The sequence below is a fragment of the Pseudomonas sp. X4 genome (genome assembly GCF_040784925.1).
GTDB classification, from domain to species: Bacteria; Pseudomonadota; Gammaproteobacteria; order Pseudomonadales; family Pseudomonadaceae; genus Aquipseudomonas; species Aquipseudomonas putida_Z.
This window is the reverse complement of sequence record NZ_CP160798.1, coordinates 3,663,996-3,689,232: the sequence shown is the minus strand read 5'-3', so window position 1 is coordinate 3,689,232 and position 25,237 is coordinate 3,663,996. Positions and strand designations below refer to the sequence as shown.

At 65.0% G+C, this 25,237-nt stretch carries 23 protein-coding genes and 2 pseudogenes; 14 read left to right on the top strand and 11 right to left on the bottom strand.

The features are described 5' to 3' along the window. The first annotated feature begins 423 nt into the window (after positions 1-423). From ABX298_RS16440 to ABX298_RS16425, 4 genes are all read left to right on the top strand, one after another. The gene (locus tag ABX298_RS16440) at positions 424-771 is read left to right on the top strand and encodes an ArsC family reductase (RefSeq protein WP_075043977.1); all 348 of its coding nucleotides are present in this window, start codon (positions 424-426) and stop codon (positions 769-771) included. Positions 772-802: 31 nt separating this feature from the next. Next, positions 803-1,837, top strand: coding sequence for a 2,3,4,5-tetrahydropyridine-2,6-dicarboxylate N-succinyltransferase (gene dapD, locus ABX298_RS16435; protein WP_025337969.1), 1,035 nt, complete (start codon positions 803-805; stop codon positions 1,835-1,837). Positions 1,838-1,957: 120 nt separating this feature from the next. Beyond that, complete coding sequence (locus ABX298_RS16430; protein ID WP_367393352.1) at positions 1,958-3,163, top strand: cysteine desulfurase; 1,206 nt, start codon at positions 1,958-1,960, stop codon at positions 3,161-3,163. Then, positions 3,160-3,570: a SufE family protein gene (locus ABX298_RS16425; RefSeq protein WP_085587668.1), complete on the top strand. Its 411-nt coding sequence runs from the start codon at positions 3,160-3,162 to the stop codon at positions 3,568-3,570. Before ABX298_RS16430 ends, ABX298_RS16425 begins: the two co-directional genes overlap by 4 nt. Positions 3,571-3,681: 111 nt before the next feature. On the opposite strand, the gene tcdA is transcribed toward ABX298_RS16425, so the two are convergent. Continuing rightward, entirely contained in the window at positions 3,682-4,491 is an 810-nt protein-coding gene (gene tcdA, locus ABX298_RS16420; protein ID WP_162276773.1) for a tRNA cyclic N6-threonylcarbamoyladenosine(37) synthase TcdA, read from the bottom strand. 119 nt (positions 4,492-4,610) lie between these two features. On the opposite strand from tcdA, the gene ABX298_RS16415 reads away from it, so the two are divergent. From ABX298_RS16415 to ABX298_RS16400, 4 genes are all read left to right on the top strand, one after another. Further along, complete coding sequence (locus tag ABX298_RS16415) at positions 4,611-7,202, top strand: glycosyltransferase (RefSeq protein WP_367393351.1); 2,592 nt, start codon at positions 4,611-4,613, stop codon at positions 7,200-7,202. Positions 7,203-7,390: 188 nt separating this feature from the next. Continuing rightward, positions 7,391-8,542 (top strand): succinyl-diaminopimelate desuccinylase, encoded by a 1,152-nt coding sequence (gene dapE, locus ABX298_RS16410; RefSeq protein ID WP_075043973.1) that lies wholly within the window; start codon positions 7,391-7,393, stop codon positions 8,540-8,542. Then, on the top strand, positions 8,542-9,354 hold the full coding sequence (locus tag ABX298_RS16405; protein ID WP_025337963.1) for a putative RNA methyltransferase: 813 nt from the start codon (positions 8,542-8,544) through the stop codon (positions 9,352-9,354). The genes dapE and ABX298_RS16405 overlap by 1 nt, the downstream gene beginning before the upstream one ends. Before the next feature lie 17 nt (positions 9,355-9,371). Continuing rightward, a complete protein-coding gene (locus tag ABX298_RS16400) occupies positions 9,372-9,746 on the top strand; it encodes a hypothetical protein (protein ID WP_286101163.1) in 375 nt (124 codons plus the stop codon). A gap of 122 nt (positions 9,747-9,868) precedes the next feature. Here ABX298_RS16400 and ABX298_RS16395 read toward each other — a convergent pair whose 3' ends face one another. Then, the gene (locus ABX298_RS16395) at positions 9,869-10,078 is read right to left on the bottom strand and encodes a cold-shock protein (RefSeq protein ID WP_003252255.1); all 210 of its coding nucleotides are present in this window, start codon (positions 10,076-10,078) and stop codon (positions 9,869-9,871) included. A 231-nt stretch (positions 10,079-10,309) separates the two neighbouring features. Here ABX298_RS16395 and plsB point away from each other — a divergent pair, with 231 nt between their 5' ends. The 3 genes from plsB to ABX298_RS16380 all read left to right on the top strand — a co-directional run bounded on the left by plsB (position 10,310) and on the right by ABX298_RS16380 (position 13,994). After that, the gene (plsB, locus tag ABX298_RS16390; protein WP_238067344.1) at positions 10,310-12,796 is read left to right on the top strand and encodes a glycerol-3-phosphate 1-O-acyltransferase PlsB; all 2,487 of its coding nucleotides are present in this window, start codon (positions 10,310-10,312) and stop codon (positions 12,794-12,796) included. Between the two features lie 76 nt (positions 12,797-12,872). After that, on the top strand, positions 12,873-13,271 hold the full coding sequence (locus ABX298_RS16385; protein WP_286101159.1) for a YbaY family lipoprotein: 399 nt from the start codon (positions 12,873-12,875) through the stop codon (positions 13,269-13,271). A 33-nt stretch (positions 13,272-13,304) separates the two neighbouring features. Next, positions 13,305-13,994 (top strand): DUF4197 domain-containing protein, encoded by a 690-nt coding sequence (locus ABX298_RS16380; protein WP_025337957.1) that lies wholly within the window; start codon positions 13,305-13,307, stop codon positions 13,992-13,994. 346 nt (positions 13,995-14,340) lie between these two features. Here the strand turns inward: ABX298_RS16380 and ABX298_RS16375 are convergent, their stop codons facing one another. Together ABX298_RS16375 and ABX298_RS16370 are read right to left on the bottom strand one after the other, a co-directional pair. Beyond that, the gene (locus ABX298_RS16375; RefSeq protein ID WP_367393350.1) at positions 14,341-17,406 is read right to left on the bottom strand and encodes an efflux RND transporter permease subunit; all 3,066 of its coding nucleotides are present in this window, start codon (positions 17,404-17,406) and stop codon (positions 14,341-14,343) included. A 6-nt stretch (positions 17,407-17,412) separates the two neighbouring features. Continuing rightward, entirely contained in the window at positions 17,413-18,513 is a 1,101-nt protein-coding gene (locus ABX298_RS16370; RefSeq protein WP_274079233.1) for an efflux RND transporter periplasmic adaptor subunit, read from the bottom strand. 180 nt (positions 18,514-18,693) lie between these two features. On the opposite strand from ABX298_RS16370, the pseudogene ABX298_RS16365 reads away from it, so the two are divergent. Beyond that, positions 18,694-19,010 (top strand): annotated as a pseudogene (locus ABX298_RS16365) (DUF5801 repeats-in-toxin domain-containing protein); the annotation flags it as partial. A 38-nt stretch (positions 19,011-19,048) separates the two neighbouring features. On the opposite strand, the pseudogene ABX298_RS16360 reads toward ABX298_RS16365, so the two are convergent. Continuing rightward, positions 19,049-19,198 (bottom strand): annotated as a pseudogene (locus ABX298_RS16360) (DNA-binding response regulator); the annotation flags it as partial. 152 nt (positions 19,199-19,350) lie between these two features. On the opposite strand from ABX298_RS16360, the gene ABX298_RS16355 reads away from it, so the two are divergent. After that, positions 19,351-19,992 (top strand): TetR/AcrR family transcriptional regulator, encoded by a 642-nt coding sequence (locus ABX298_RS16355; RefSeq protein ID WP_137163125.1) that lies wholly within the window; start codon positions 19,351-19,353, stop codon positions 19,990-19,992. Positions 19,993-20,121: 129 nt separating this feature from the next. On the opposite strand, the gene ABX298_RS16350 is transcribed toward ABX298_RS16355, so the two are convergent. Further along, entirely contained in the window at positions 20,122-20,898 is a 777-nt protein-coding gene (locus ABX298_RS16350; RefSeq protein ID WP_367394483.1) for a class I SAM-dependent methyltransferase, read from the bottom strand. A 103-nt stretch (positions 20,899-21,001) separates the two neighbouring features. On the opposite strand from ABX298_RS16350, the gene ABX298_RS16345 reads away from it, so the two are divergent. Further along, positions 21,002-21,622 (top strand): hypothetical protein, encoded by a 621-nt coding sequence (locus ABX298_RS16345; RefSeq protein WP_025337950.1) that lies wholly within the window; start codon positions 21,002-21,004, stop codon positions 21,620-21,622. Positions 21,623-21,634: 12 nt separating this feature from the next. On the opposite strand, the gene ABX298_RS16340 is transcribed toward ABX298_RS16345, so the two are convergent. The 5 genes from ABX298_RS16340 to tsaB form a co-directional block, all read right to left on the bottom strand. Further along, positions 21,635-22,324 carry an extensin family protein gene (locus tag ABX298_RS16340; protein WP_274119689.1) on the bottom strand — a complete coding sequence of 230 codons (690 nt, stop codon included), beginning with the start codon at positions 22,322-22,324 and terminating at the stop codon, positions 21,635-21,637. Continuing rightward, on the bottom strand, positions 22,324-23,154 hold the full coding sequence (locus ABX298_RS16335; RefSeq protein ID WP_025337948.1) for an oxaloacetate decarboxylase: 831 nt from the start codon (positions 23,152-23,154) through the stop codon (positions 22,324-22,326). The genes ABX298_RS16340 and ABX298_RS16335 overlap by 1 nt, the downstream gene beginning before the upstream one ends. 28 nt (positions 23,155-23,182) lie before the next feature. Continuing rightward, positions 23,183-24,052 carry a DUF72 domain-containing protein gene (locus ABX298_RS16330; protein ID WP_085587642.1) on the bottom strand — a complete coding sequence of 290 codons (870 nt, stop codon included), beginning with the start codon at positions 24,050-24,052 and terminating at the stop codon, positions 23,183-23,185. A gap of 3 nt (positions 24,053-24,055) precedes the next feature. Further along, the gene (locus ABX298_RS16325; RefSeq protein WP_025337946.1) at positions 24,056-24,346 is read right to left on the bottom strand and encodes a hypothetical protein; all 291 of its coding nucleotides are present in this window, start codon (positions 24,344-24,346) and stop codon (positions 24,056-24,058) included. A 131-nt stretch (positions 24,347-24,477) separates the two neighbouring features. Next, positions 24,478-25,152: a tRNA (adenosine(37)-N6)-threonylcarbamoyltransferase complex dimerization subunit type 1 TsaB gene (tsaB, locus tag ABX298_RS16320; RefSeq protein ID WP_137163121.1), complete on the bottom strand. Its 675-nt coding sequence runs from the start codon at positions 25,150-25,152 to the stop codon at positions 24,478-24,480. Positions 25,153-25,237 lie beyond the last annotated feature (85 nt).

Genomic DNA, 25,237 nt, shown 5'->3' with positions numbered 1-25,237 from the left:
CCGCATCGGCTTGGAGGCACACGCCTTGAGTGCTATGGGGCTGCTGAGATCGAGCGCCGCCCGCGCGGCGCATCGCCGGCAAGCCGGCTCCCACATCTGTTTCGGGCCAGTCTCTTCTGTGAAATTACCGCTGCCCGCCTTGTTTGTTCCCTTCGATATTGAAGGTATCGCTTCTGCTTCTCACCAAAATTCAGTCATGCACTAAGGGTTCGCGCGGCTGAGGTGCAGAAATAACTGGCCCGAAACAGATGTGGGAGCTGGCTTGCCGGCGATGCGCCGCGCGGGCGGCGCTCGGTCTCCGACACACTGCCAGACCCAAGACATGCACACCCGTGGCGCTCACAGGATCGTTCCCGCATAATCCCGCGACTGAAATCGGAAAACGGAGAGATTGGGGCAGCCTGTGATCCCCAATGTACACAAATGACCTACACGCTCTACGGCATCAAAGCCTGTGACACCATGAAAAAGGCACGTACCTGGCTCGAAGACCAGGCCATCGCCTACGAATTCCATGACTACAAAACCCAAGGCATCGACCGTGACAGCCTGAACCGCTGGTGCGACGAACACGGCTGGGAAGTCATCCTCAACCGTGCCGGCACCACCTTCCGCAAGCTGGACGACGCCAGCAAGGCCGACCTCGACCAGGCCAAGGCCGTCGAGCTGATGCTGGCCCAGCCGTCGATGATCAAGCGCCCGGTGCTCGACCTTGGCGCGCGTACCCTGGTCGGCTTCAAGCCCGACCTGTACGCCGCTGCCCTGGCCTGAGCCCCTACCCTATTTCGCACGAGGTAATCACATGTCCAATACCCTGTTCAGCCTGGCCTTCGGTGTCGGCTCCCAGAACCGCCAGGGCGCCTGGCTGGAAGTGTTCTACGCACAACCGCTGCTCAACCCGAGCGCCGAACTGGTCGCTGCAGTAGCCCCTGTTCTCGGTTACCAAGGTGGCAACCAGGCCATCGCCTTCAGCAACGCCCAGGCCGCGCAACTGGCCGAAGCCGTGAAAGGCGTGGATGCCGCCCAGGCCGCCCTGCTGACCCGCCTGGCCGAAAGCCACAAGCCGCTGGTCGCCACCCTGCTGGCCGAAGACGCCGCGCTGACCTCGACCCCAGAGGCCTACCTCAAGCTGCACCTGCTGTCGCACCGCCTGGTCAAGCCGCACGGCGTGAGCCTGGCCGGCATCTTCCCGCTGCTGCCGAACGTGGCCTGGACCAACCAGGGCGCGGTCGACCTGGCCGAACTCGCCGAACTGCAACTGGAAGCGCGCCTGAAGGGCGAGCTGCTGGAAGTGTTCTCGGTGGACAAGTTCCCGAAAATGACCGACTACGTGGTCCCGGCCGGCGTGCGTATCGCCGACACCGCCCGCGTGCGCCTGGGCGCCTACATCGGCGAAGGCACCACCATCATGCACGAAGGCTTCGTCAACTTTAACGCTGGCACCGAAGGCCCGGGCATGATCGAAGGCCGCGTTTCCGCTGGCGTATTCGTCGGCAAGGGCTCGGACCTGGGCGGCGGCTGCTCGACCATGGGCACCCTGTCCGGTGGCGGCAACATCGTCATCAAGGTTGGCGAAGGCTGCCTGATCGGCGCCAACGCCGGTATCGGCATTCCGCTGGGCGACCGCAACACCGTCGAAGCCGGCCTGTACATCACCGCCGGTACCAAGGTGAACCTGCTGGACGAGAACAACCAGCTGGTCAAAGTGGTCAAGGCCCGCGACCTGGCCGGCCAGACCGACCTGCTGTTCCGCCGCAACTCGCTGAACGGCGCGGTGGAGTGCAAGACCCACAAGTCGGCCATCGAGCTGAACGAGGCGCTGCACGCGCACAACTGAGAACCCTTCAACCGCTGCCGGAGCGAGCTTGCTCGCGAACAGCGGATTCTCAGCGTTTGAAATGTTAAGATCGGGTCTGGCACCACGCCAGACCCGATTTTCATTCCAGGCCCCGCGACCATGTTTCAGCCCTCCCCCTGGCGTGCCGATTTTCCCGCCATCGCCGCCCTGCAACGGCAGCACCAGACCTACCTGGACAGCGCCGCCACTACCCAGAAGCCGCAAGCCCTGCTCGATGCCCTGAGCCATTACTACGGCCATGGCGCGGCCAACGTGCACCGAGCCCAGCACTTGCCCGGCGCACTGGCGACCCAGGCCTTCGAAACCAGCCGCGACAAGGTTGCCGCCTGGCTCAATGCGGCAGACTCGCGGCAGATCATCTTCACCCACGGTGCCACTTCGGCGCTGAACCTGCTGGCCTATGGCCTGGAACACCGCTTCGAGGCCGGTGACGAAATTGCCGTCAGTGCCCTGGAGCACCATGCCAACCTGCTGCCCTGGCAACAGCTGGCGCGCCGGCGCAACCTGCGCCTGGTGGTGCTGCCGCTGGACGCCCATGGCCGCCTCGACCTGGACCAGGCGCTGCAACTGATCGGCCCGCGCACCCGGGTGCTGGCGGTGAGCCAGCTGTCCAACGTACTGGGTACCTGGCAGCCGCTGCCGGCGCTGCTGGCCCATGCCCGCGCCCAAGGCGCACTGACCGTGGTCGACGGTGCCCAGGGCGTGGTGCATGGCCGCCATGATGTGCAGCAGCTTGGCTGCGACTTCTATGTGTTCTCCAGCCACAAGCTGTACGGCCCGGAAGGCGTCGGTGTGCTGTACGGCCGCAGCCAGGCGCTGGACCTGCTGCACCACTGGCAGTTCGGTGGCGAGATGGTGCAACTGGCCGAATACCACAGCGCCAGCTTCCGCCCGGCGCCGCTGGGGTTCGAGGCAGGCACGCCGCCGATCGCCGGGGTGATCGGCCTGGGTGCAACCCTGGACTACCTGGCCAGCCTCGATGCCCAGGCGCTCGAAGCCCATGAAACCAGCCTGCACCAGTACCTGCTGCGTGGCCTGGCGGACCGCGATGGCGTGCGCATCCTGGGCACGCCACAGGCGGCCCTTGCCAGTTTTGTCATCGACGGCGTGCATAACGCCGACATCGCCCACCTGCTGACCGAGCAAGGCATTGCCGTGCGTGCCGGGCACCACTGTGCCATGCCGCTGCTGCAGGGCCTGGGCCTGGAGGGCGCAATCCGCGTGTCATTGGGGCTGTATAACGACAGCGATGACTTGCAGCGTTTCTTCGCGGCGCTGGATCAAGGCCTGGAGCTGTTGCGATGACCCTGCCGGATCAGGCGCGCCAGGCGCTGGAAGCTTTCGAGCAGGGCAAGGGCTGGGAGCAGCGTGCACGGCTGCTGATGCAGTGGGGCGACCGGCTGGAACCGCTGGCTGACACTGAAAAGACTGAGGCCAACCGGGTGCATGGCTGCGAAAGCCTGGTATGGCTGGTGGCCGAGCAGGTCGAGGGCCTGTGGCGGTTCAAGGCCAGCAGCGATGCACGCCTGTTGCGTGGGCTGCTGGCGTTGTTGCTGGTGCGGGTGCAGGGATTGGCCAGTGAAGAGCTCGCCGGGCTCGATCTGCGTGAGTGGTTCACTCAGCTGGGCCTGGAGCGCCAGCTTTCGCCATCGCGCAGCAATGGGCTGCATGCGGTGTTGCAGCGGATGGCGGAGCTGGCGTCCAACCGTTGAATCGGTGCTGGCCTCTTCGCGGGCGCGCCCGCTCCCACAGGACCTTCACCTTTCTGGAGAGAGATGCAGTACCTGTGGGAGCGGGCAAGCCCGCGAAGAAGCCCACGCGGTCTATTCAGGCTTGACCCGCTCCGAAGGTCGCCGCGCCCCCGCTACCAGTTTTTCCACCGCCTTGCTCGCCGCCACCATGCCAAAGGTCGCGGTCACCATCATCACCGCGCCAAAGCCACCCGAGCAGTCCAACCGCACGCCCTCACCCACGAAGCTTTTCTGCAGGCAAACGCTGCCATCGCCCTTCGGGTAGCGCAACTGTTCGCTGGAGAACACGCATGGCACGCCATAGTTGCGGCTGACATTGCGCGAGAAGTTGTAGTCGCGGCGCAGGGTGGAACGCACCCGCGAGGCCAGCGGGTCGTTGAAGGTCTTGTTCAGGTCGGCGATCTGGATCTGTGTCGGGTCGATCTGCCCACCGGCACCACCCGTGGTGACGATGGCGATCTTGCGCCGCCGGCACCAGGCAATCAGCGCCGCCTTGGCCATGACGCTGTCGATGCAGTCGATCACACAGTCGAGGTTCTCGGTAATGTACTCGACCATGGTGTCGCGGGTGACGAAGTCGGCCACTGCATGCACCGTGCACGCCGGGTTGATCGCCCGCAGGCGCTCGGCCATGACCTCGACCTTGGGCCGCCCCACCTGCCCATCCAGCGCATGGGCCTGGCGGTTGGTGTTGCTGACGCACACGTCGTCGAGGTCGAACAGGGTGATCTCGCCCACGCCACTGCGGGCCAGCGCTTCCGCCGCCCACGAGCCTACCCCGCCAATACCGACCACGGCCACATGGGCCTGGCCCAGACGGTGCAACCCCTGGTCGCCATACAGCCGGGCAACGCCGGCGAAGCGTGGATCTTCTGTGCTCATGTTCATACCCCAAAAAACCGGCGCGCATTATATGCCAGCGGGCCCATGGCCTGCATCGTTAGGAAAGAGACTATCAACCCTGCTTTAATGTCCTATCACTTCGACACATATGGACGACAATGTCTTCACGTAAATTCGGCCTGAACCTGGTCGTGGTCCTGGCCATCGCCGCGTTGTTTACCGGGTTCTGGGCGCTGATCAACCGCCCGGTCTCCGCCCCCGCCTGGCCAGAACAGATCTCTGGTTTCTCGTATTCACCGTTCCGTCTAGGCGAAAGCCCGCAGAAGGGCCAGTACCCCAGTGGCGACGAGATGCGCCAGGACCTGGAGCAGTTGAGCAAACTGACCGACAGCATCCGGATCTACACCGTGGAGGGCACCCAGGCGGATATCCCGCGCCTGGCCGAGGAATTCGGCCTGCGGGTGACGCTGGGCATCTGGATCAGCCCGGACCTGGAGCGCAACGAACGCGAAATCGCCACAGCCATCCAGCTGGCCAACACCTCGCGCAGCGTGGTGCGGGTTGTGGTCGGTAACGAGGCACTGTTCCGCGAAGAAGTCACCCCGGAAAACCTGATCAAGTACCTGGACCGGGTACGCGCAGCGGTCAAGGTGCCGGTGACCACCAGTGAGCAATGGCACATCTGGAAGGAAAACCCGCAACTGGCCAAGCACGTCGACCTGATTGCCGCGCACATCCTGCCGTACTGGGAGTTCGTGCCGATGAAGGATTCGGTCGAGTTCGTGCTCGACCGCGCCCGCGAACTGAAGCACCAGTTCCCGCGCAAACCCCTGCTGCTGTCGGAAGTCGGCTGGCCGAGCAACGGCCGCATGCGCGGCGGCGCCGATGCCACCCAGGCCGACCAGGCCATCTACCTGCGTACCCTGGTCAACACCCTCAACCGCCGTGGTTACAATTACTTCGTCATCGAGGCCTACGACCAGCCGTGGAAGGCCAGCGACGAAGGCTCGGTCGGCGCCTACTGGGGCGTGTACAACGCCGAACGCCAGCAAAAATTCAACTTTGACGGCCCGGTAGTGGCCATCCCGCAGTGGCGTGCCCTGGCGGTGGCCTCGGTGGTGCTGGCGATGATTGCCCTGATGGTGCTGTTCATCGACGGTTCGGCCCTGCGCCAGCGCGGCCGCACCTTCCTGACCTTCATCACCTTCCTGTGCGGGTCGGTGCTGGTATGGATCGCCTACGACTACAGCCAGCAATACAGCACCTGGTTCAGCCTGACCGTGGGCGTGCTGCTGGCCCTCGGCGCGCTGGGCGTGTTCATCGTGCTGCTGACCGAGGCCCACGAACTGGCCGAGGCGGTATGGATACACAAGCGCCGGCGCGAATTCCTGCCGGTGCAGGCCGACAGCGCCTACCGGCCCAAGGTATCGGTGCATGTGCCGTGCTACAACGAGCCGCCGGAGATGGTCAAACAGACCCTCGATGCCCTGGCCGCGCTGGACTACCCCGACTACGAAGTGCTGGTGATCGACAACAACACCAAGGACCCGGCCGTGTGGGAGCCGCTCAAGGCCCACTGCGAGAAGCTCGGCGAGCGCTTCAGGTTCTTCCACGTCGCGCCCCTGGCCGGTTTCAAGGGCGGCGCGCTGAACTACCTGATCCCGCACACCGCCAAGGACGCCGAAGTGATCGCGGTGATCGACTCGGACTACTGCGTCGACCGCAACTGGCTCAAGCACATGGTGCCGCACTTCGCCGACCCGAAGATTGCCGTGGTGCAGTCGCCGCAGGACTACCGCGACCAGCACGAAAGCGCCTTCAAGAAGCTGTGCTATAGCGAGTACAAGGGCTTCTTCCACATCGGCATGGTCACCCGCAACGACCGTGACGCGATCATCCAGCACGGCACCATGACCATGACCCGGCGCAGCGTGCTGGAAGAGCTGGGCTGGGCCGAGTGGTGCATCTGCGAGGACGCCGAACTGGGCTTGCGGGTATTCGAGAAGGGCCTGTCGGCCGCCTATGCCCACAACAGCTACGGCAAGGGCCTGATGCCCGACACCTTCATCGACTTCAAGAAGCAACGCTTCCGCTGGGCCTATGGCGCCATCCAGATCATCAAACACCACGCCAGCGCCCTGCTGCGCGGCAAGGGCAGCGAGCTGACCCGCGGCCAGCGCTACCACTTCCTGGCCGGCTGGCTGCCGTGGATCGCCGATGGCATGAACATCTTCTTCACCATCGGCGCGTTGCTGTGGTCGGCGGCGATGATCATCGTGCCGCACCGGGTCGACCCGCCGCTGATGATCTTTGCCATTCCGCCGCTGGCACTGTTCTTCTTCAAGGTCGGCAAGATCATCTTCCTCTACCGCCGCGCAGTAGGGGTGAACCTGAAGGATGCCTTTGCTGCGGCGCTGGCCGGGCTGGCGCTGTCGCATACCATTGCCAAGGCGGTGCTGTACGGGTTCTTCACCAGCAGCATGCCGTTCTTCCGCACACCGAAGAACGCCGACAGCCACGGCCTGCTGGTGGCGATTTCCGAGGCGCGGGAAGAGCTGTTCATCATGTTGCTGCTGTGGGGCGCAGCGCTGGGCATCTACCTGGTACAGGGGCTGCCGAGCTCGGACATGCGCTTCTGGGTGGCGATGTTGCTGGTGCAGTCGTTGCCTTATGTGGCTGCGCTGGTGATGGCGTTCCTGTCTTCGTTGCCCAAGCCTGGAGAAAAGGCCGTCGAGGCGCAGCAGGCCTGAGATTGCCGGGGCTGCTTTGCAGCCCATTCGCGGGCACGCCCGCTCCCACAGGTCTGTCACCGACATTCAGAGCTGTGCAGTACCTGTAGGAGCGGGCGTGCCCGCGAATGGGCCGTGCCGCCTGAAACCATTTGATATAAGATAACGCCCCTCAGATTTCCCCGCCTTGCCTTGCCCCGGAGTCCCCCATGACGGCCCCTGCCGAGCTCTCGCCTACCCTTCAACTGGCCTGCGACCTGATCCGCCGCCCGTCGGTCACCCCCGTCGACGCCGACTGCCAGGCGCAGATGATGAACCGCCTGGGCGCCGTGGGCTTCCAGCTCGAGCCAATGCGCTTCGAGGACGTCGACAACTTCTGGGCCACCCACGGCAGCCAGGATGGCCCGGTGCTGTGCTTCGCCGGCCACACCGACGTGGTACCCACCGGCCCCGTGCAGCAATGGCAGCATGAGCCGTTCGAAGCGCTGATCGACGCCGACGGCATGCTCTGCGGCCGTGGCGCCGCCGACATGAAAGGCAGCCTGGCCTCCATGGTGATTGCCAGCGAGCGCTTCGTGCAGGACTACCCGGGCCACCGCGGCAAGGTCGCGTTCCTGATCACCAGCGACGAGGAAGGCCCGGCCCACCATGGCACCAAGGCCGTGGTCGAGCGCCTGAAAGCACGCAACGAGCGCCTGGACTGGTGCATCGTCGGCGAACCCTCCAGCACCACCCTGCTGGGTGACGTGGTCAAGAACGGCCGCCGTGGCTCGCTGGGCGCCAAGCTGACCGTGCGCGGCAAGCAGGGCCATGTGGCCTACCCGCACCTGGCGCGCAACCCGATCCACCTGGCCGCACCGGCCCTGGCGGAACTGGCGGCCGAGCACTGGGATGAAGGCAATGCGTTCTTCCCGCCGACCAGCTTCCAGATCTCCAATCTCAACTCCGGCACCGGCGCCACCAACGTGGTCCCGGGCGAGCTGACCGCACTGTTCAACTTCCGCTTCTCCACCGAGTCGACCGTCGAAGGCCTGCAGGCGCGGGTGTCGGCGATCCTCGACAAGCATGAACTGGACTGGTCGATCGACTGGGCACTGTCGGGTCTGCCGTTCCTCACCGAACCGGGCGAACTGCTGGACGCCGTCTCGGCCAGCATCAAAGGCGTCACCGGCCGCGACACCCAGCCATCCACCAGCGGCGGTACTTCCGATGGCCGCTTCATCGCCACCATGGGCACCCAGGTGGTCGAGCTCGGCCCGGTCAACGCCACCATCCACCAGGTGGATGAGCGGATCCTGGCCAGCGACCTCGATTTGCTGACCGAAATCTATTACCAGACCCTGGTCCGGTTGCTCGCCTGATGCTCGCCTGCCCTCTTTGCCAGGCACCGCTGAGCCGGCTCGACAACGGTGTGGTGTGCCCGGCCGGCCACCGCTTCGACCGCGCCCGCCAGGGTTACCTGAACCTGCTGCCGGTGCAGCACAAGAACAGCCGCGACCCGGGTGACAACCAGGCCATGGTCGAAGCCCGCCGCGATTTCCTCGACGCCGGCCACTACGCGCCGGTGGCACGCCGCCTGGCCGAGCTGGCCGCCGAGCGCCAGCCCGGTGCCTGGCTGGACATCGGCTGTGGCGAGGGTTACTACACCGCGCAGATCGCCCAGGCCCTGCCGGCTGCCGACGGCTACGCCCTGGACATCTCCCGTGAGGCGGTCAAGCGTGCCTGCCGCCGCGCGCCCGAGGTTACCTGGATGGTCGCCAGCATGGCCCGCGTGCCGCTGGCCGACGCCAGCTGCCAGTTCATCGCCAGCGTGTTCAGCCCGCTGGACTGGGCCGAGGCCAAGCGCCTGCTCAGCCCCGGCGGCGGCTTGATGCGGGTCGGCCCCACCAGCGGCCACCTGATGGAGCTGCGCGAAGTGCTCTACGATGAAGTACGCCCTTACGCCGACGACAAACACCTGGCCCTGGTCCCAGAAGGCATGGCCCATGCCCACAGCGAAACCCTGGAGTTCCGCCTGAGCCTGGCCGCGCCCAAGGCCCGCGCCGACCTGCTGGCCATGACCCCGCACGGCTGGCGTGCCAGTGCCGAAAAGCGTGCCCGGGTGATCGACCAGCCCGAGCCGTTCGAGGTCACGGTTTCCATGCGTTATGACTATTTCGTGCGCCAAGACTGAGCACACCCGGAGCCCTTATGCGCCAACCTGATATCGAGATCTACCTGAAGGACGCCGACGTCGACCACAAGCAGATTGCCGAGTGGCTCGCCCAGGCAATCGGCCCATGCAGCGAATGGAAGCAGAAAGGCCATACCTTCAAATGCCAGGCCGGTAACATTCCGGTCACCTGGTTACCCAAGGCTGTAGGGAAATGGAACAGCCTGTACCTGGAAAGCAACCAGACGCCGTGGGCCGATGACGTTGCCTGCGCCCGCGCCGCATTCGCCGCACTGGGCGTGGAAGTGCGCTGCGCACCGGGTGGCTGGGTGGAGGAGGATGGGGAAGAAGATGCCGACCGCTGGGTCCGCATCAGTGCCGACGGTGAAGAGGAAATCACCTGGCGTACCTGAATGCACTGCATTCTTTGTGGGAGCCCGGCTTGCCGGCGATGCAGGCAACACGGTGCCTGGCACCGGCTTCGCCGGTGATCGCCGGCAAGCCAGCTCCCACAACAAGCCTTACAGCATGAGGCTCAGAGGCCTACTACGTCCTCGGCTTGCAGGCCTTTCTGGCCCTGCACGCAGGCGTATTCCACCCGCTGTCCTTCGACCAGGGTACGATGCCCCTCACCGCGGATCGCCCGATAGTGGACGAATACATCCGCACCACCTTCGCGCTGAATGAAGCCATAACCCTTGGCATCGTTGAACCACTTTACATTCCCAGTCTCACGAGACGACATCTGAACTACTCCGGATTTTTATTGTGAAGATCGCCTTGCAGACACAGAGTCCCTCCCTGTGTCGACGCCGCTTGCGCAAATATCTTGCAAGTGGCAGGCCGAGTATATGACACAGAACAAAAAAATTTGATGACCGTCGCGCCGTTCGGCGATTTTTGCTGAACTTGCGCGGATACGGCAGACTAATTGGCTGGATACCCACCTGAAAATCACACCCAGGGCACACACCCCATGACCCGTTCCCCCCTGCGCCGCCTGATCTTCGGCGCCCTGCGTCGCCTGTTGTACCTGTGGGTGCGCTCCGAGACCATCAACCAGTCCTCCCTCACCCTCAAGCTCGACCGCAGCCGCCCGGTGTTCTATGCCCTGCCCTCGCCCGCGCTCACCGACCTGGCCGTGCTCGACCATGAATGCACCAAGGCAGGCCTGCCGCGCCCGGTGCTGCCGGTGGCGGTTGGCCCGCTGCAGGAACCGGCGGCGTTCTTCTACCTGACCCCGGACCCGGACTGGCTCGGCCGCCATGACAAGCGCGGCGCCCCGCCTACCCTGGAGCGCCTGGTCGCCGCCGTCAGCCAGCATGCCGAAGAGGATGCGCAGATCATTCCGGTCAGTGTGTTCTGGGGCCAGACCCCGGCGAGTGAATCCAGCCCGTGGAAGTTGCTGTTCGCCGACAGCTGGGCGGTTACCGGGCGCCTGCGCCGGCTGCTGACCGTGCTGATCCTCGGGCGCAAGACCCGGGTGCAGTTCTCCGCGCCCATCCACCTGCGCGAACTGGTACAACACAACAAGGGCCACGAGCGCACCGTGCGCATGGCCCAGCGCCTGATGCGCGTGCACTTTCGCAACCTCAAGACCGCCGTCATCGGCCCGGACATCTCGCACCGGCGCAACCTGGTCAAGGGCCTGATCCATGCGCCCCAGGTGCGCCAGGCCATCGTCGATGAGGCGCAGCGCGAAAACCTGCCGCTGGCCAAGGCCGAAGCCCAGGCTCTGCGCTATGGCAACGAGATTGCCTCGGACTACACCTACACCGCCATCCGCTTCCTCGAAGTGGTGCTGAGCTGGTTCTGGAACAAGATCTACGACGGCATCAAGGTCAACCACATCGAGCAGGTACAAGGCATCGCCCCCGGCCACGAAGTGATCTATGTGCCGTGCCACCGCAGCCATATCGACTACCTGCTGCTGTCGTACCTGCTGTTCCGCAACGGCCTGACACCGCCGCACGTGGCCGCGGGCATCAACCTCAACATGCCGCTGGTGGGTAACCTGCTGCGCCGTGGCGGTGCCTTCTTCATGCGCCGCACGTTCAAGGGCAACCCGCTGTACACCGCGGTGTTCAACGAGTACCTGCACACCCTGTACACCAAGGGCTTTCCGGTCGAGTACTTCGTCGAAGGCGGCCGCTCGCGCACCGGGCGCATGCTGCAGCCGCGCACCGGGATGCTGGCCATCACCCTGCGCAGCTTCCTGCGTTCGTCGCGCACGCCGATCGTGTTCGTGCCGGTGTACATCGGCTACGAGCGCGTGCTCGAAGGCCGCACCTACCTGGGCGAGCTGCGCGGTGCCAGCAAGAAGAAAGAGTCGATCTTCGATATCTTCAAGGTGTTCGGCGCGCTCAAGCAGCGCTTTGGCCAGGTATACGTGAACTTCGGCGAGCCGATCCGCCTGGCCGGCTTCCTCGACCAGCAACAGCCCGGCTGGCGTGAACAGGACCACGGCCCGCAGTACCGCCCGGCCTGGCTCAACGCCACCACCACCCGCCTGGGTGAAACCGTGGCCCGCCACCTCAACGAGGCGGCCGCGATCAACCCGGTCAACCTGGTGGCCCTGGCGCTGCTGTCCACCAGCCGCCTGGCCCTGGACGAGCGCGCCCTGACCCGCGTGCTCGACCTGTACCTGGCCTTGCTGCGCCAGGTGCCCTACTCGCCGCACACCACCCTGCCCGACGGCGACGGCCAGGCGCTGATCGAGCACGTGCGCGGCATGAACCTGGTGGCCGAGCAGAAGGACGCCCTGGGCCGCATCCTGTACCTGGATGAAGGCAACGCGGTACTGATGACCTATTACCGCAACAACGTGCTGCACATCTTCGCCCTGCCGGCGCTGCTGGCCAGCTTCTTCCTCAGCAGTTCGCGCATGAGCCGCGAACTGCTGGGCCAGTATGTGCACGCGCTGTACCCCTACCTGCAGGCCGAACTGTTCCTGCGCTGGACGCCGGAGCAACTGGATGCGGTGATCGACCAGTGGCTGACCGCACTGGTCGAGCAAGGGCTGCTGCGCCAGGACAACGACACCTACATTCGCCCGGCACCCAGCTCGCGGCAGTTCGTGTTGCTGACCCTGCTCGCCCGCACCATCACCCAGACCCTGCAGCGCTTCTACATGGCCACCTCGCTGCTGCTGAACAGCGGCCAGAACAGCCTCAGCGCCGAAGAACTGGAAGACCTGTGCGTGATGATGGCCCAGCGCCTGTCGATCCTGCACGGCCTGAACGCCCCGGAGTTCTTCGACAAGACCCTGTTCCGCCACTTCATCCAGACCCTGCTCGAGCAAGGCGTGCTGCATGCAGATGCCCAGGGCAAGCTGGGTTATCACGACAAGCTCGGCGAGCTGGCCGAAGGCGTGGCCAAGCGCGTGCTGTCGGCGGAACTGCGCCTGTCGATCCGCCAGGTGGCATTGCACCGTGAAGACGGGCTGGAAACTTCCACCATCTGAGGCTTTATCAGCCGGGAAAATCCGCTAAAGTCCCTGGGGTTGGCCACAAGCCAACGCCAAGGACTTCGGAGATACCATGAAAAAGCTCTTTATGCTGTGTTGCGCATCCTTGCTCGCAGCCTGTTCCAGCCACACCCCGTCCAACCAGGCCAGCCTGGATGGCGAAGTCTTCTACCTGCAGCGTAGCGCCCTGCCACCTGCCGCCACCCTCAGCGTGGAACTGCAGGACGTCTCGCTGATGGACGCCCCGGCGGTGACCCTGGCCCGCCAGGCCGGCCCGATCAAAGGCAACGTAGCGCTGCCGTTCCACCTCACCTACGACCCGGCCCAGGTCAAGCCCGGCCACCGCTATGCGGTAAGCGCACGCATCGAGCTGGACGGCAAGCTGCTGTTCATCAACACCGAACACCACGGCGTCATGCTCGACGGCAGTGACCCACAGCCCGTGCGGATCAAGGTCGATCCGGTTCGCTGATACCCGTATTCATCTGTCTACAAGGAAAGCTTCATGATCCGCACTTCCCTGCGTTTCACCACCCTGTGCGCCGGCCTGCTGCTGTCGGCCAGTGCCCTGGCCCTGTCGCTGGGCGACCTGACCCAGAAAGACGCCACCGGCGGCCTGAAGGATGCCCTGACCCAAGGCGCGCAACTGGCCGTCAAGCAGCTGAGCACCCCGGGCGGCTTCAGCAACAACCCGGACGTGCGCATCGAACTGCCAGGCAACCTGGGCAAGGCCGCCAAGGCGATGAAGATGTTCGGCAAGGGTGAACAGGTCGAAGCCCTGGAAACCAGCATGAACAAGGCCGCCGAGGCTGCCGTGCCGCAGGCCCAGGCGATTCTGGTAGATGCCGTGAAGAACATGAGCGTGACCGATGCCAAGGGCATCCTCAGCGGCGGTGACGACTCGGCTACCCAGTACCTGAACAAGAGCAGCCGCGAGCAGATCCGCGCCAAGTTCCTGCCGATCGTCAAGCAGGCTACCGACAAGGTTGGCCTGGCTCAGCAGTACAACAACTTTGCCGGGCAGGCCGTGGCGTTGGGTGTGGTCGATGCCAAGAGCGCCAGCATCGAGAACTACGTGACTGAAAAGGCACTGGATGGCCTGTTCGAAATGATTGCCAAGCAGGAGCAGAGCATTCGCCAGAACCCGGCTGAGGCGGCTACCAGCCTGGCCAAGAAGGTCTTCGGCGCCCTCTGAGGGCCCTGGGGGCTGCTTTGCAGCCCATCGCCGGCAAGCCAGCTCCCACAGAGATAGCGCATGGCTTGAGGACGATGCGGTCGAGGTGGGAGCAACTGTCTTGTGTTGCCTGTACTGGCCTCATCGCCGGCAAGCCAGCGCCCACAGGGATAGCGCCTGGCTCAAGGCCGATGCGGTCGAGGTGGGAGCGGCTTTAGCCGCGAAGAATCCAACGCGGTGTATGGCACCGGCTGCGCCGGTGTTCGCGGCTAAAGCCGCTCCCACAGTGTCCCTGCTAATGAGTTATGTGCAGTTCTGTGGGAGCTGGCTTGCCGCGGTTCGAGGGCAAAGCCCTCCCCTGCGGCCTTCAGCCCTTCTTCACCCTGAACCAAGCCGCATACAACGCCGGCAAGAACAGCAGGGTCAGCACCGTGGCCACGATCAACCCACCCATGATCGCCACCGCCATCGGCCCGTAGAACACACTGCGCGACAACGGAATCATCGCCAGCACCGCAGCCAGTGCTGTCAGCACGATCGGGCGGAAGCGCCGCACCGTGGCTTCGATGATCGCCTGCCAGCGCTCCAGCCCCGCCGCGATGTCCTGCTCGATCTGGTCCACCAGGATCACCGAGTTGCGCATGATCATTCCCGCCAGGGCAATGGTGCCGAGCATGGCGACAAAGCCGAACGGCTGGCGGAAAACCAGCAAGAACAAGGTCACGCCAATCAGCCCCAGCGGCGCGGTGAGGAACACCATCACCGTGCGCGAGAAGCTGCGCAGCTGGATCATCAGCAAGCTCAGCACCACCACCACGAACAGCGGCATGCCGGCATTCACCGACTTCTGCCCGCGCTCGGAGTCCTCGACCGTGCCGCCCACTTCCAGCAAATAGCCATCCGGCAGCTTGGCGCGGATGTCATGCAGGGTCGGCTCGATCTGCTTCACCAGCGTCGCCGGCTGCTCCTTGTCGTAGATATCGGCGCGCACGGTCACCGTCGGCAAGCGGTTACGGTGCCAGATGATGCCTTCCTCGAAGCCGTACTCCAGGGTCGCAACCTGCGACAACGCCACGCTCTGGCCATTGTCGGTCGGCAGTGCCAGGCTGCCGAGGTTGCCCAGCTCGCTGCGTTCCTGGCGGGTGCCGCGCAGCAGGATCTCGATCAGCTCGTTGTCCTCGCGGTACTGGCTGACCGTGGTGCCGGTCAGCGAGCTTTGCAGGAAGCTCGACAGGTGCGCGGTGCTCACGCCCAGGGCGCGGGCGCGGTCCTGGTCGATCTCGAGGAACACCGCCTTGCTCGGCTCCTCCCAGTCCAGGTGAACGTTCACCACATGCGGGTTCTGGCGCACCTTGTCGGCCACCTCGCGGGCCAGCGCACGGGCCTTCTCGATGTGCTCGCCAGTTACCCGGAACTGCACCGGGTAACCCACGGGCGGGCCGTTTTCCAGGCGGGTGACCCGGGCACGCAGGTCGGGGAACTGCTGGTCCACGGTGCTGATCAGCCAGCTGCGCAGGCGCTCGCGGTCTTCCATCGACTTGGCCAGTACCACGAACTGGGCGAAGCTGGCCGCCGGCAGCTGCTGGTCCAGCGGCAGGTAGAAACGCGGCGAACCGGTGCCCACATAGGCCACGTAGTTGTCGATTCCCTCCTGCTGCTTGAGCAACGCCTCCAGTTGCTTGACCCGCTCGGCGGTGTTGGCCAGCGAGGCACCCTCGGCCAGTTTCAGGTCGACCATCAGTTCCGGGCGCCCGGAGGCCGGGAAGAACTGCTGGGGCACGAAGCGGAACAGCAGGATACTGCCGACAAAGGCGGCAATGGTCAGCAGGATCACCGTCTTGCGCCGCCGCACGCACCACTCCACCACACGCCGCACACGCTGGTAGAACGGTGTGGCGTAAGGGTCTGGCGCATGGCCGTCCTTGCCATGGCGCGCGGCATGCAGCCTGGCCAGGTCCGGCAGCAGGCGCTCGCCCAGGTAAGGCACGAATACCACGGCGGCCACCCAGGAGGTCAGCAAGGCAATGGTCACCACCTGGAAGATCGAACGGGTATATTCGCCCGTACTGGAGGCTGCCGTGGCGATGGGCAGGAAGCCCGCCGCCGTGATCAGGGTGCCGGTGAGCATCGGGAAGGCGGTGCTGCTCCAGGCGTAGCTGGCCGCCTTGAGGCGGTCGTAGCCCTGCTCCATCTTGATCGCCATCATCTCCACGGCAATGATCGCGTCATCGACCAGCAAGCCCAGGGCCAGCACCAGCGCGCCAAGGGAGATCTTGTGCAGGCCGATGCCGAAGTAGTGCATGGCGGCGAAGGTCATGGCCAGCACCAGCGGGATGGCCAGCGCCACCACCAACCCCGTGCGCAGGCCCAGCGAGAAGAAGCTCACCAGCAGCACGATGACCAGCGCCTCGACCAGCACCTGGACAAACTCGCCCACGCCGGCCTTGACCGCCGCCGGCTGGTCCGAGACCTTGCGCAGCTCCATGCCGGCCGGCAGGCTGCGCGCCAGGCGCTCGAACTCGCTTTCCAATGCCTTGCCCAGCACCAGGATGTCGCCGCCGTCCTTCATCGACACCGCCAGGCCAATGGCATCCTCGCCCATGAAACGCATGCGCGGTGCGGGCGGGTCGTTGAAACCGCGGTGCACCTCGGCCACATCGCCGATACGGAAGGTGCGGTCCCCCACGCGGATGGGGAACTGGCGAATCTGCTCGACGCTGTCGAAGCGCCCGCTCACCCGCAGTTGCAGGCGCTCGCTGGGCGTTTCGAAGAAGCCGGCGGTGCTGACCGCATTCTGCTCCTGCAGGGCCTGCTGCACGGCCTCCAGCGGCACGCCGAGGGTGGCCAGCTTGAGGTTGGACAGCTCGATCCAGATTTTCTCGTCCTGCAGGCCGATCAGCTCGACCTTGCCCACATCCTTGACCCGCTGCAACTGGATCTGGATACGGTCGGCATAGTCCTTGAGCACCGCGTAGTCGAAGCCCTCCCCGGTCAGTGCATAGATATTGCCGAAGGTGGTGCCGAACTCGTCATTGAAGAACGGGCCCTGGATTTCCGGTGGCAAGGTGTGGCGGATGTCCGCGACCTTCTTGCGGATCTGGTACCACAGCTCGGGGATGTCCTTGGAATGCAGCGAGTCGCGGGCCATGAAGGTGACCTGCGATTCGCCCGGGCGGGAGAACGACACGATCCGCTCGTACTCGCCGGTTTCCATCAGCTTCTTCTCGATGCGCTCGGTGACCTGGCGCGACACTTCCTCGGCAGTAGCACCGGGCCACAGGGTACGGATGACCATGGCCTTGAAGGTGAACGGCGGGTCCTCGCTCTGACCGAGCTTGGTGTAGGACATGGCGCCAATGGCCGCCAGCAGGATCATCAGGAACAGGACGATCTGGCGGTTGCGCAGCGCCCAGGCAGAAAGGTTGAAACCCATCGGGACTTACTCCTTGGCCGTCAGGTTCACTACGCGGTTGGTACGGTCCACGGGGCGTATCTCCTGGCCCTCGCGCAATACATGGCCACCCGCGGCGACAACCCAGTCGCCGGGGGCGAGGCCTTCGAGCACGGGCACGCTGTCGGCGCCGTAGGGCCCCAGGCGCACCACTGCCCGCTCCAGGCGGCTGTCCTTGTTGACCCGCCAGACGTAGGCCTGGCCGTTTTCCGCAGTGACTGCCGACAGCGGCACCGCCAGCGGGATCAGCCCTTCGTGGGCGATGAACACCCGGGCGCTCTGGCCCAGCTCCGCCGGCGTGGCGGCCGTGGTAAAGGCGATGCGGGCGGCAAAGGTGCGCGAACGCGGGTCGGCGGCCGGTGACAACTCGCGGATACGCCCCTGGAAGCGCTCTTGCGGGTGCGACCACAACTCCACGCTCACCGGCTGGCCCACGGCGAAGCGGGCGAACTGCTGCTCCGGCAGGCCGATGGCCACTTCCCGCTCGCCATCGGCGGCCAGGGTGAACACGGTCTGCCCTGCGGCGACCACCTGGCCCACTTCCACCTGGCGCTTGGCAATCACCCCGGCCTGGGGTGCGCGCAGCACAGCATATTCAGCCTGGTTGCCAGCCACGTCGAACTCGGCCTTGGCCTGTTTCAGCCGGGCCAGGCCGGCGCGGTAGAGGTTTTCGGCGTTGTCGAACTGGGAATGGCTGACCATCTGCCGGTCCAGCAGCTTCTGGTAGCGATCGCGCTCGGCGCGCACCAGCGACAGGTTGGCCTCGGCGGCCGCCAGCTGGGCACGGTTGGCTTCCAGTTGCAGGCGCACATCCTGCGGGTCCAGCTCGGCCAGCGGCTGGTCGGCCTTGACCCGCTGCCCTTCCTCGACCAGGCGTTTGCTGACCTTGCCGCTAATGCGGAAAGCCAGTTCCGGCTCGAAGCGCGCCCGCACTTCGCCGGGGTAACTGTCGGCAGCGGCTTCGGCCGGCTGCGGCTGCACCACCAGCGCCGGGCGCGGCGCTGCAGGTGGGGCGGCTTCCTGGCCGCACGCCGCCAGCAACAGCACGGCAGCGGCGGACAGAGCGATGGACAAGGCATGGCGCAACATGATGAATCCTTTCGCGGAGGGCACATTCAATATTTGTACTGGAGAGTATATTAAATCAGGCAACGGATGCCGGGAAGAGGCGGCAAGATCTAGACGGTGGAATACCAGCCGCTGAAGCACCCGAACACGGGCAATCCTGACGATGCCGTCAATCTGCTGAACAAGGTGTTCATCGGCATCGCCGCCAACTTCACCTCGGCCTTCGGCAACGATGGTGCCGGTACGCTCACCTATGCCCTGCGCGTCGTGACGAGCGCCTCTGGCCTGACCGACACGGCCACCGGCTCGGCAGTCAACCTGTCGCTCAATGGCGCCGTGGTGGAAGGCCGTTCGCCATCGGCAACCATCTGGTGTTCACCGTAAGCGTCGCCAGCAACGGTTCCGTTACCCTCGACCAGCTTCGCGCCATCGTGCACCCCGACACCAGTAACCCCGATGACTCGAAGATCCTGACCGCCAACAACCTGGTGACCTTGACTGCGACCAAGACCGACGGAGATCGTGTTCTTCTCCGCCAAAGCACTCGCCTCGACGGCGAATCCTCGACCAGTACGATGCCAAGCACGCCCTCCTCGATGGCCTGGGCAACGGGGACGGTCTCGTACACCCCCTTGAGCACCAGCACTTTCATTCCGCCAGTGCGCGCGAGTTCGGCAACTACCCCGAGCGGGTCCAGCGCATCTGGAACCCGTCAATTTTTCGCCATGCGTTGGGCTTTTGCTGCACTCGATCTCCTACCTCACTGTCGATCAGCTTTTCGCTGACAAACAGCAGGTTTTGCCCGCAGGCTTTAGCCGGATGGCGCCTGACCCGTTAAGATGGTGTTTCTTCAACCAGATGCAGACCACAATGTCCAACGACGCCCCCATCGGCCCGGGCCGGCCCAAGGATCTGGCCAAACGCGAGGCGATTCTCGAAGCAGCCAAGGCCCTGTTCCTCAGCCTTGGCTACGCCAACACCAGCATGGATGCGGTCGCTGCGGCGGCAGGTGTTTCAAAGCTCACCGTATACAGCCACTTCACCGACAAGCAGACGCTTTTCGGCTCGGCGGTCATGGCAACCTGCCAGATCCAGTTGCCCGACCTGCTGTTCGAGTACCCCGAGGGGGCGCCGGTGGAAGAGGTGCTGCTGACCATTGCCCGTGGCTTCCAGGCGCTGATCAGCAGCGATGAAGCGGTCAAGCTCAGCCGCCTGATCATGGCCCAGGGCAGCCTCGACCCGAGCTTTGGCGAGTACTTCTACGAAGCCGGGCCCAAGCGCGTGCTCGCGGGGATGGAAGCTTTGCTGCGCGGGGCGCATGAGCGCGGGCTGTTGCGCATCGACAACCCGCTGCGTGCGGCGGAGCACTTCTTCTGCCTGGTCAAGGGCGCACCGGATTACCGGCTGCTGCTGGGGTGCGCGGGGCCGCTGGAGGGGGATGAGGCCGAGGCGCATGTGCGCGAGGTGGTAGGTGTGTTCCTGCGGGCGTTCCAGCCCTGAGATCAGGCTGTCTGTGCGGGCCTCTTCGCGGGTAAACCCGCTCCCACAGGGTCGATGTGATCTTGAAGTTTGTACAGCACCTGTGGGAGCGGGTTTACCCGCGAAGAGGCCCGAACAGGCATAGCCAAATCAGGCCTTGAGGGCCTTCTTCGGGTAAATGTCATACCGGCTCGACTTGCCCTCCAGGCTGTGGCTCGGCTTCGGCCCGTCGATGATCGGCGCCTTGCGCGGCCGCTTCACAACCACCCGGTGGCTGGCCAGCGCCAGGGCAGCTTCGAGGAGGGCCGGGGCATCCAGGTCATCACCCACCAAGGGCCGGAACACACGCATTTCCTTCTTCACCAGCGCACTCTTGTCCCGGTGCGGGAACATCGGGTCGAGGTAGATCACCTGGGGCGCCTCGCCCTCCCAGGCGCGCATGCGCTCGATGGCGTTGCCGGTCAGCAGGCGCATGCGCCCCACGATCGGCCCCACCTCTTCATCCGACCGCGCCCGAGCCAGGCCATCCTCCAGCAATGCAGCAATCAGCGGCTGGCGTTCGATCAGGGTCATCTGGCAGCCCAGGCTGGCCAGCACGAACGCGTCCTTGCCCAGCCCGGCGGTGGCATCCAGCACCTGCGGACGCACGCCTTGGGCAATGCCCACCGCCTTGGCGATCATCTGCCCGTTGCCACCACCGAACATGCGCCGGTGCGCGGCCTGGCCTTCGACGAAGTCGACCCGCACCGGCCCCGGGGCCTGCGGGCCCAATTGCTGGATCTGCAAGCCATCAACGCCCACCTGCACGGCAAACCCGGCAGCATCGTCCTGCAGCGGCAACTCAAGGCGCTGTGCCCACGCAGCAGCTAGCGCCTCGAATTCAGCCGACAGCGCCTCGACCCGGATACCTGTGCCCTGCTCTTCCATCATTCACACCTAGAAATTGAACCCAGCCGTTAATGTATCGGCTACTTCGGCCGATACAGGCAATATCCCGCTATTCTGCCAGAGCACAACGCGCGCGACTGCCATGTCAGATACTCTTCCCATCGGCTTGACCTACCTGTCGCCTGTCGGCAACTACAGTCAGCACAACACCCAGGCACTCGGGGGCGTCAGCCACCTGTGGCAGGATTTCTTTGCCCGGGCCATGGCCGAGCAGCAGGAAGAGCCGGTAGACAGCGTCAGCCAGTCGTTCGTGCAATACGACCAGAGCAGCGGCGAGCCGATCGGCGGCGCCCGTGCGCTGGCCCTGATCGACGCCCAGCGTGCCTGCCCGGTACACGACACCGAGGTGGCACCGCCCGAGCCACTGTTCCTGCCCAAGGCAGAACTCGAAGCCAACCTGCTGCCGCCCGCCCCCGAGCCGTTCAGCGCAGTCGAGTTGATCGAGCAGCAGCGCCAGCTCGACATCAGCAACAGCTGGCTACGCCCGGTGGTGATGAGCCAAGGTCACCCGATTGCCGAACCCGGCCCCGGCCCTACCCCACGCTCGCTGTTCCTGCCGATCGCCGAGTTCGAGACCAACCTGCTGGACCCGGCGCCCGAACCGTTCGATGACGCCACCCTGGCCAAGCAGCAGACCGACCTGGAGTTCGACATCCACTGGGCACGCCCGGTGGTGCTGAACAACGTGCGCGCCCACGCCTGAACGCGCCCACGCTCAACGACAGATCTGCCAGCGGCCCATGTCCACATGAAAGTGGTTGTGGTGTGCAGCGTTGTAGTCCGGCCCCAGTACCGTGCTGAAGCTGTCACAGGCCGCCTGCTGCACCTGACGAAGGAATTCCGCTTTCTGCCCGCCCGCCTGCCAGTCCCGCGCAAGGACGATGCGCTGGCCGTCCCGCAGGCGAAAGCCACTGATGTCCAAGGCATCGGCCGTGGCGTGCTGGCTCAGCCGGCCCTGCTTGCGGTGGTAGACATTGCGGCAGGCAAAACTGCCCAGGTGGTCGACCTGAACCACCGGCTGCCCCAACACCCGTTGCGCTACAGGCTGCAGGCCATGGTTTTCGAACAGTGCATACGCCACTGCCAACGGACAACTGGCCAGGAAGCTGCCGCCGAGCCGCGCCTGACCACCGTCGATACGCCATACGTTTCGCAATGGGCAGTCGGCAGCAGCCGAACTGTCGGCTTGTGCCCGGTAGCGCAACTGGCTGGTTTGAAGTGCCAGGCGACACAGCATCGGGTCATCACGAAGGCGGGAAAGCTTGTAGGGGGTCAGCAGGTTGGGGGGCTGACGCACGTCCAGCGGCGCCCACGGGTTCCACGCGGCGGGCAGCCGCCAACCCAGGTGCCAGGCCAGCCCCGCAAGCAACGACAGGCCGGCCAGCAACGCCAGCACGGCCCTCATCAGCGGCGGAACAGGTCGTTGAGTTGGGCGAACGGCAGCGCCTGCTCACCGTAGCCGAAGGTGCCCTCATCGCGAATCTCCAGCGCAGCCCGGTGGAAGGCCCCCAACGCGGCACGGGCAAGCGACGAGCCGACGCTGATGCGGCGTACACCCAGGTCCTGCAACTGGTTGACGCTCAGCGGCACGCCCGCCATGCCCATCAGCACATTCACCGGCCGCGGCGCGACGGCCTGCACCACCGCGCGGATTTCCTCGACAGTACGCAGCCCGGGCGCATAGAGCACATCAGCACCGGCCTCGGCATAGGCCTGCAGGCGCAGGATGGTGTCGTCCAGGTCCATGCGCCCGTGCAGCAGGTTCTCTGCCCGGGCGCACAGGGTGAACGGGAACGGCAGGCTGCGTGCGGCCTGCACGGCTGCGCGCACACGCTCCACTGCCAGCCCGAAATCATAGATCGGCGTATCGCTGTGACCACTGGCATCCTCGATAGAGCCACCCACCAAGCCGACTTCGGCGGCCCGCAGAATGGTCTGGGCGCAATCTTCGGGCAGGTCGCCAAAGCCGTTCTCCAGGTCAGCAGCCACCGGCAAGGGGGTAGCGTCGACAATCTCGCCAGCATTATCGAGGGTATCGTCCAGGCTCAAGGCGCCTTCGGCGTCCGGCCGGCCCAGGCTGAAGGCCAGGCCGGCACTGGTGGTGGCCAGCGCCTCGAAGCCCAGGCTGGCCAGCAACTTGGCCGAGCCGGCATCCCACGGGTTGGGGATGACGAAGGCGCTGTCACGCTCGTGCAGGGCCTTGAAGGCTTCGGCTCGCAGGGTTTGCACATCCATGGTTCAACCTCCGGCAGTCAGGGAAAGGTCAGAGTAGCCCCAGTTGTTCGACCTCGGGGGTGCGCGGCAATTCCGGCAACGCGGCAAGGCCCGGCAGGCGCTGCATCAGGCGTTGGTGAAAGCGCTGGGCCAACGCCGCGGCCAGGCGGTTGTCCGAGGTGTGCAGGAAGATGTAGGGATTGCGGCCTTCCTCGATCCAGGCGGCGACCTTGTCCACCCAGGGGGTAAGAAAGGCCTCGTTGGCCTCCAGCTGCGGGTGGCCGATGAAGCGCACCTGCGGGTGCTGGCTGAAGGCTGCCGGGCGTGGCGGTACCTTGGGCTTCTTCGCCTGCGCATGCAGCACGGCGGGGTCACGGGAGGTGCAGCTGAACAAGGCACGCGGGTCGAGGCAGATACGCTCCACGCCACGCTCATGCAGCAGGCGGTTGAGCAACCGCTCTTCTTCACCCTTGGCGAAGAAGGCCTGGTTGCGCACCTCCACGGCCACCGGCACTCCGACTTCGTCAAGGAAGTGGCAAAGCTCGCCCAGCCGTGCGGGGCTGAACTGGGCCGGCAACTGCAGCCAGTACGGCGCTACGCGCTGGCCCAGCGGGGCCATCAGGCGGGTGAAGTCAAAGGCCGGTTCCAGCTGATCGCGCAGGTCGCCTTCATGGCTGATGTCCCGCGGGAACTTGGCAGTGAAGCGGAAGTGTTCGGGCATGATCTGCGCCCAGCGCGCAATGGTGCCGGGTGCGGGGCGTGCGTAGAAAGTGGTATTGCCCTCGACGGCGTTGAACACCTGGCTGTAGTAGCCGAGCATTTCACTGCTGTTGGCGTCGGCGGGATACAGGTAGTCGCGCCAGGCGTTTTCGCTCCAGGACGGGCAACCGAGAAAATAAGGCAGTGGTGATGGACTCATCCACTAAATGTACAGGTCGAGCCCCAGTACTTCCATGTCCCAGTCGGTAAAACCGGCGGTGCTCAGGTAGCTGGCCAATGCGGTAGCGGTGCGGCGGTCACGGGCGCGGGGGAAGATCATGTCCTGCTGGCGGGCTGGCAGGCCACCGCTGCGACGGCGGGCGGTGGCTTCCTGAGGGGCGGTTTCGACCTCCTCGATCACCTCGGCATCATCGATGGCCTCGTCACGCACCGCTGCCTTGCGTGGGGTGCGCTTGATCGGGTAGGACTGCGATGAGAAACCGTCGATACGCATGGCATGAGCACTCAGAACCAATGATGGCAATTTAGCAGCATCAGGGTTCCATCGCTAATGCTCGAGTGATAACTGGACCACAGATCGCGCAAAAGGTTTTAGTGTCATCGGCGATAACCGACGAACAACACTCAGCGCTTCTTGGGTGTCGCTACATTATCGCGCAGGTAGACCGGTTGTGCCTGTTCGGCAACGATCGCCTCACCGCGTGCCCAGGCAAAGCTGGCCAGGCTGAGGATGTCCAGGGCGTTGGGCAAGGCACTGGCATTGCTGGCTGCCACCTGCACCGCCAGGCGCTCGGCATAGCCCCAACCGGTACCGGCACCGAACCACTCGCCAGCGCTGCCCGCCGGCAGCACCACCTGCTCGGGCGGCAGCACTGCCTCCTGGCCGACCAGGCGCATTTCGCCCTCGGTGGCCTGATAGCAGCCCCAATACACTTCATCCATGCGCGCATCGATGGCGGCCGCCACTTGCTGCACGCCGTGCTCGCGCAGCGCGCCCTGGGCCAGTGCGGCCAGGTTGGACACCGGCAAAACCGGGCGCTCCAGGGCGAAGGCCAGGCCCTGGACCACACCGATGGCAATGCGCACGCCGGTGAACGCGCCCGGGCCACGGCCAAAGGCGATGGCATCCAGCGCATTCAGCGCCACGCCGGACTCGGCCAGCAGCTGCTTGATCATCGGCAGCAGCTTCTGGGCATGCATGCGCGGGATCACCTCGTAATGGCTGGTTACCTTGCCGTCATGCAGCAGTGCGACGGAACAGGCTTCGGTGGCGGTATCCAGGGCCAGGAGGGTGGTCATCGAACGGGTATCCAGGTACTAGGGGGAAAAGAGCGGCAGTATAGAGCAGCGGCGGCGTTGTGTCCCGAAGGGGCAGCTGTACGGC

Coding starts and splice junctions, on each gene's coding strand:
- ABX298_RS16370 (WP_274079233.1), bottom strand. CDS start 18,513: ATGTTGCGCCATGCCTTGTCCATCGCTCTGTCCGCCGCTGCCGTGCTG.
- ABX298_RS16335 (WP_025337948.1), bottom strand. CDS start 23,154: ATGGATGTGCAAACCCTGCGAGCCGAAGCCTTCAAGGCCCTGCACGAG.
- ABX298_RS16395 (WP_003252255.1), bottom strand. CDS start 10,078: ATGTCGTCTCGTGAGACTGGGAATGTAAAGTGGTTCAACGATGCCAAG.
- ABX298_RS16350 (WP_367394483.1), bottom strand. CDS start 20,898: ATGGAAGAGCAGGGCACAGGTATCCGGGTCGAGGCGCTGTCGGCTGAA.
- ABX298_RS16325 (WP_025337946.1), bottom strand. CDS start 24,346: ATGCGTATCGACGGTTTCTCATCGCAGTCCTACCCGATCAAGCGCACC.
- ABX298_RS16440 (WP_075043977.1), top strand. CDS start 424: ATGACCTACACGCTCTACGGCATCAAAGCCTGTGACACCATGAAAAAG.
- ABX298_RS16375 (WP_367393350.1), bottom strand. CDS start 17,406: ATGGGTTTCAACCTTTCTGCCTGGGCGCTGCGCAACCGCCAGATCGTC.
- dapE (WP_075043973.1), top strand. CDS start 7,391: ATGACGGCCCCTGCCGAGCTCTCGCCTACCCTTCAACTGGCCTGCGAC.
- ABX298_RS16430 (WP_367393352.1), top strand. CDS start 1,958: ATGTTTCAGCCCTCCCCCTGGCGTGCCGATTTTCCCGCCATCGCCGCC.
- ABX298_RS16380 (WP_025337957.1), top strand. CDS start 13,305: ATGATCCGCACTTCCCTGCGTTTCACCACCCTGTGCGCCGGCCTGCTG.
- ABX298_RS16385 (WP_286101159.1), top strand. CDS start 12,873: ATGAAAAAGCTCTTTATGCTGTGTTGCGCATCCTTGCTCGCAGCCTGT.
- tsaB (WP_137163121.1), bottom strand. CDS start 25,152: ATGACCACCCTCCTGGCCCTGGATACCGCCACCGAAGCCTGTTCCGTC.
- ABX298_RS16355 (WP_137163125.1), top strand. CDS start 19,351: ATGCAGACCACAATGTCCAACGACGCCCCCATCGGCCCGGGCCGGCCC.
- ABX298_RS16330 (WP_085587642.1), bottom strand. CDS start 24,052: ATGAGTCCATCACCACTGCCTTATTTTCTCGGTTGCCCGTCCTGGAGC.
- ABX298_RS16415 (WP_367393351.1), top strand. CDS start 4,611: ATGTCTTCACGTAAATTCGGCCTGAACCTGGTCGTGGTCCTGGCCATC.
- ABX298_RS16345 (WP_025337950.1), top strand. CDS start 21,002: ATGTCAGATACTCTTCCCATCGGCTTGACCTACCTGTCGCCTGTCGGC.
- ABX298_RS16425 (WP_085587668.1), top strand. CDS start 3,160: ATGACCCTGCCGGATCAGGCGCGCCAGGCGCTGGAAGCTTTCGAGCAG.
- ABX298_RS16400 (WP_286101163.1), top strand. CDS start 9,372: ATGCGCCAACCTGATATCGAGATCTACCTGAAGGACGCCGACGTCGAC.
- tcdA (WP_162276773.1), bottom strand. CDS start 4,491: ATGAGCACAGAAGATCCACGCTTCGCCGGCGTTGCCCGGCTGTATGGC.
- dapD (WP_025337969.1), top strand. CDS start 803: ATGTCCAATACCCTGTTCAGCCTGGCCTTCGGTGTCGGCTCCCAGAAC.
- ABX298_RS16405 (WP_025337963.1), top strand. CDS start 8,542: ATGCTCGCCTGCCCTCTTTGCCAGGCACCGCTGAGCCGGCTCGACAAC.
- ABX298_RS16340 (WP_274119689.1), bottom strand. CDS start 22,324: ATGAGGGCCGTGCTGGCGTTGCTGGCCGGCCTGTCGTTGCTTGCGGGG.
- plsB (WP_238067344.1), top strand. CDS start 10,310: ATGACCCGTTCCCCCCTGCGCCGCCTGATCTTCGGCGCCCTGCGTCGC.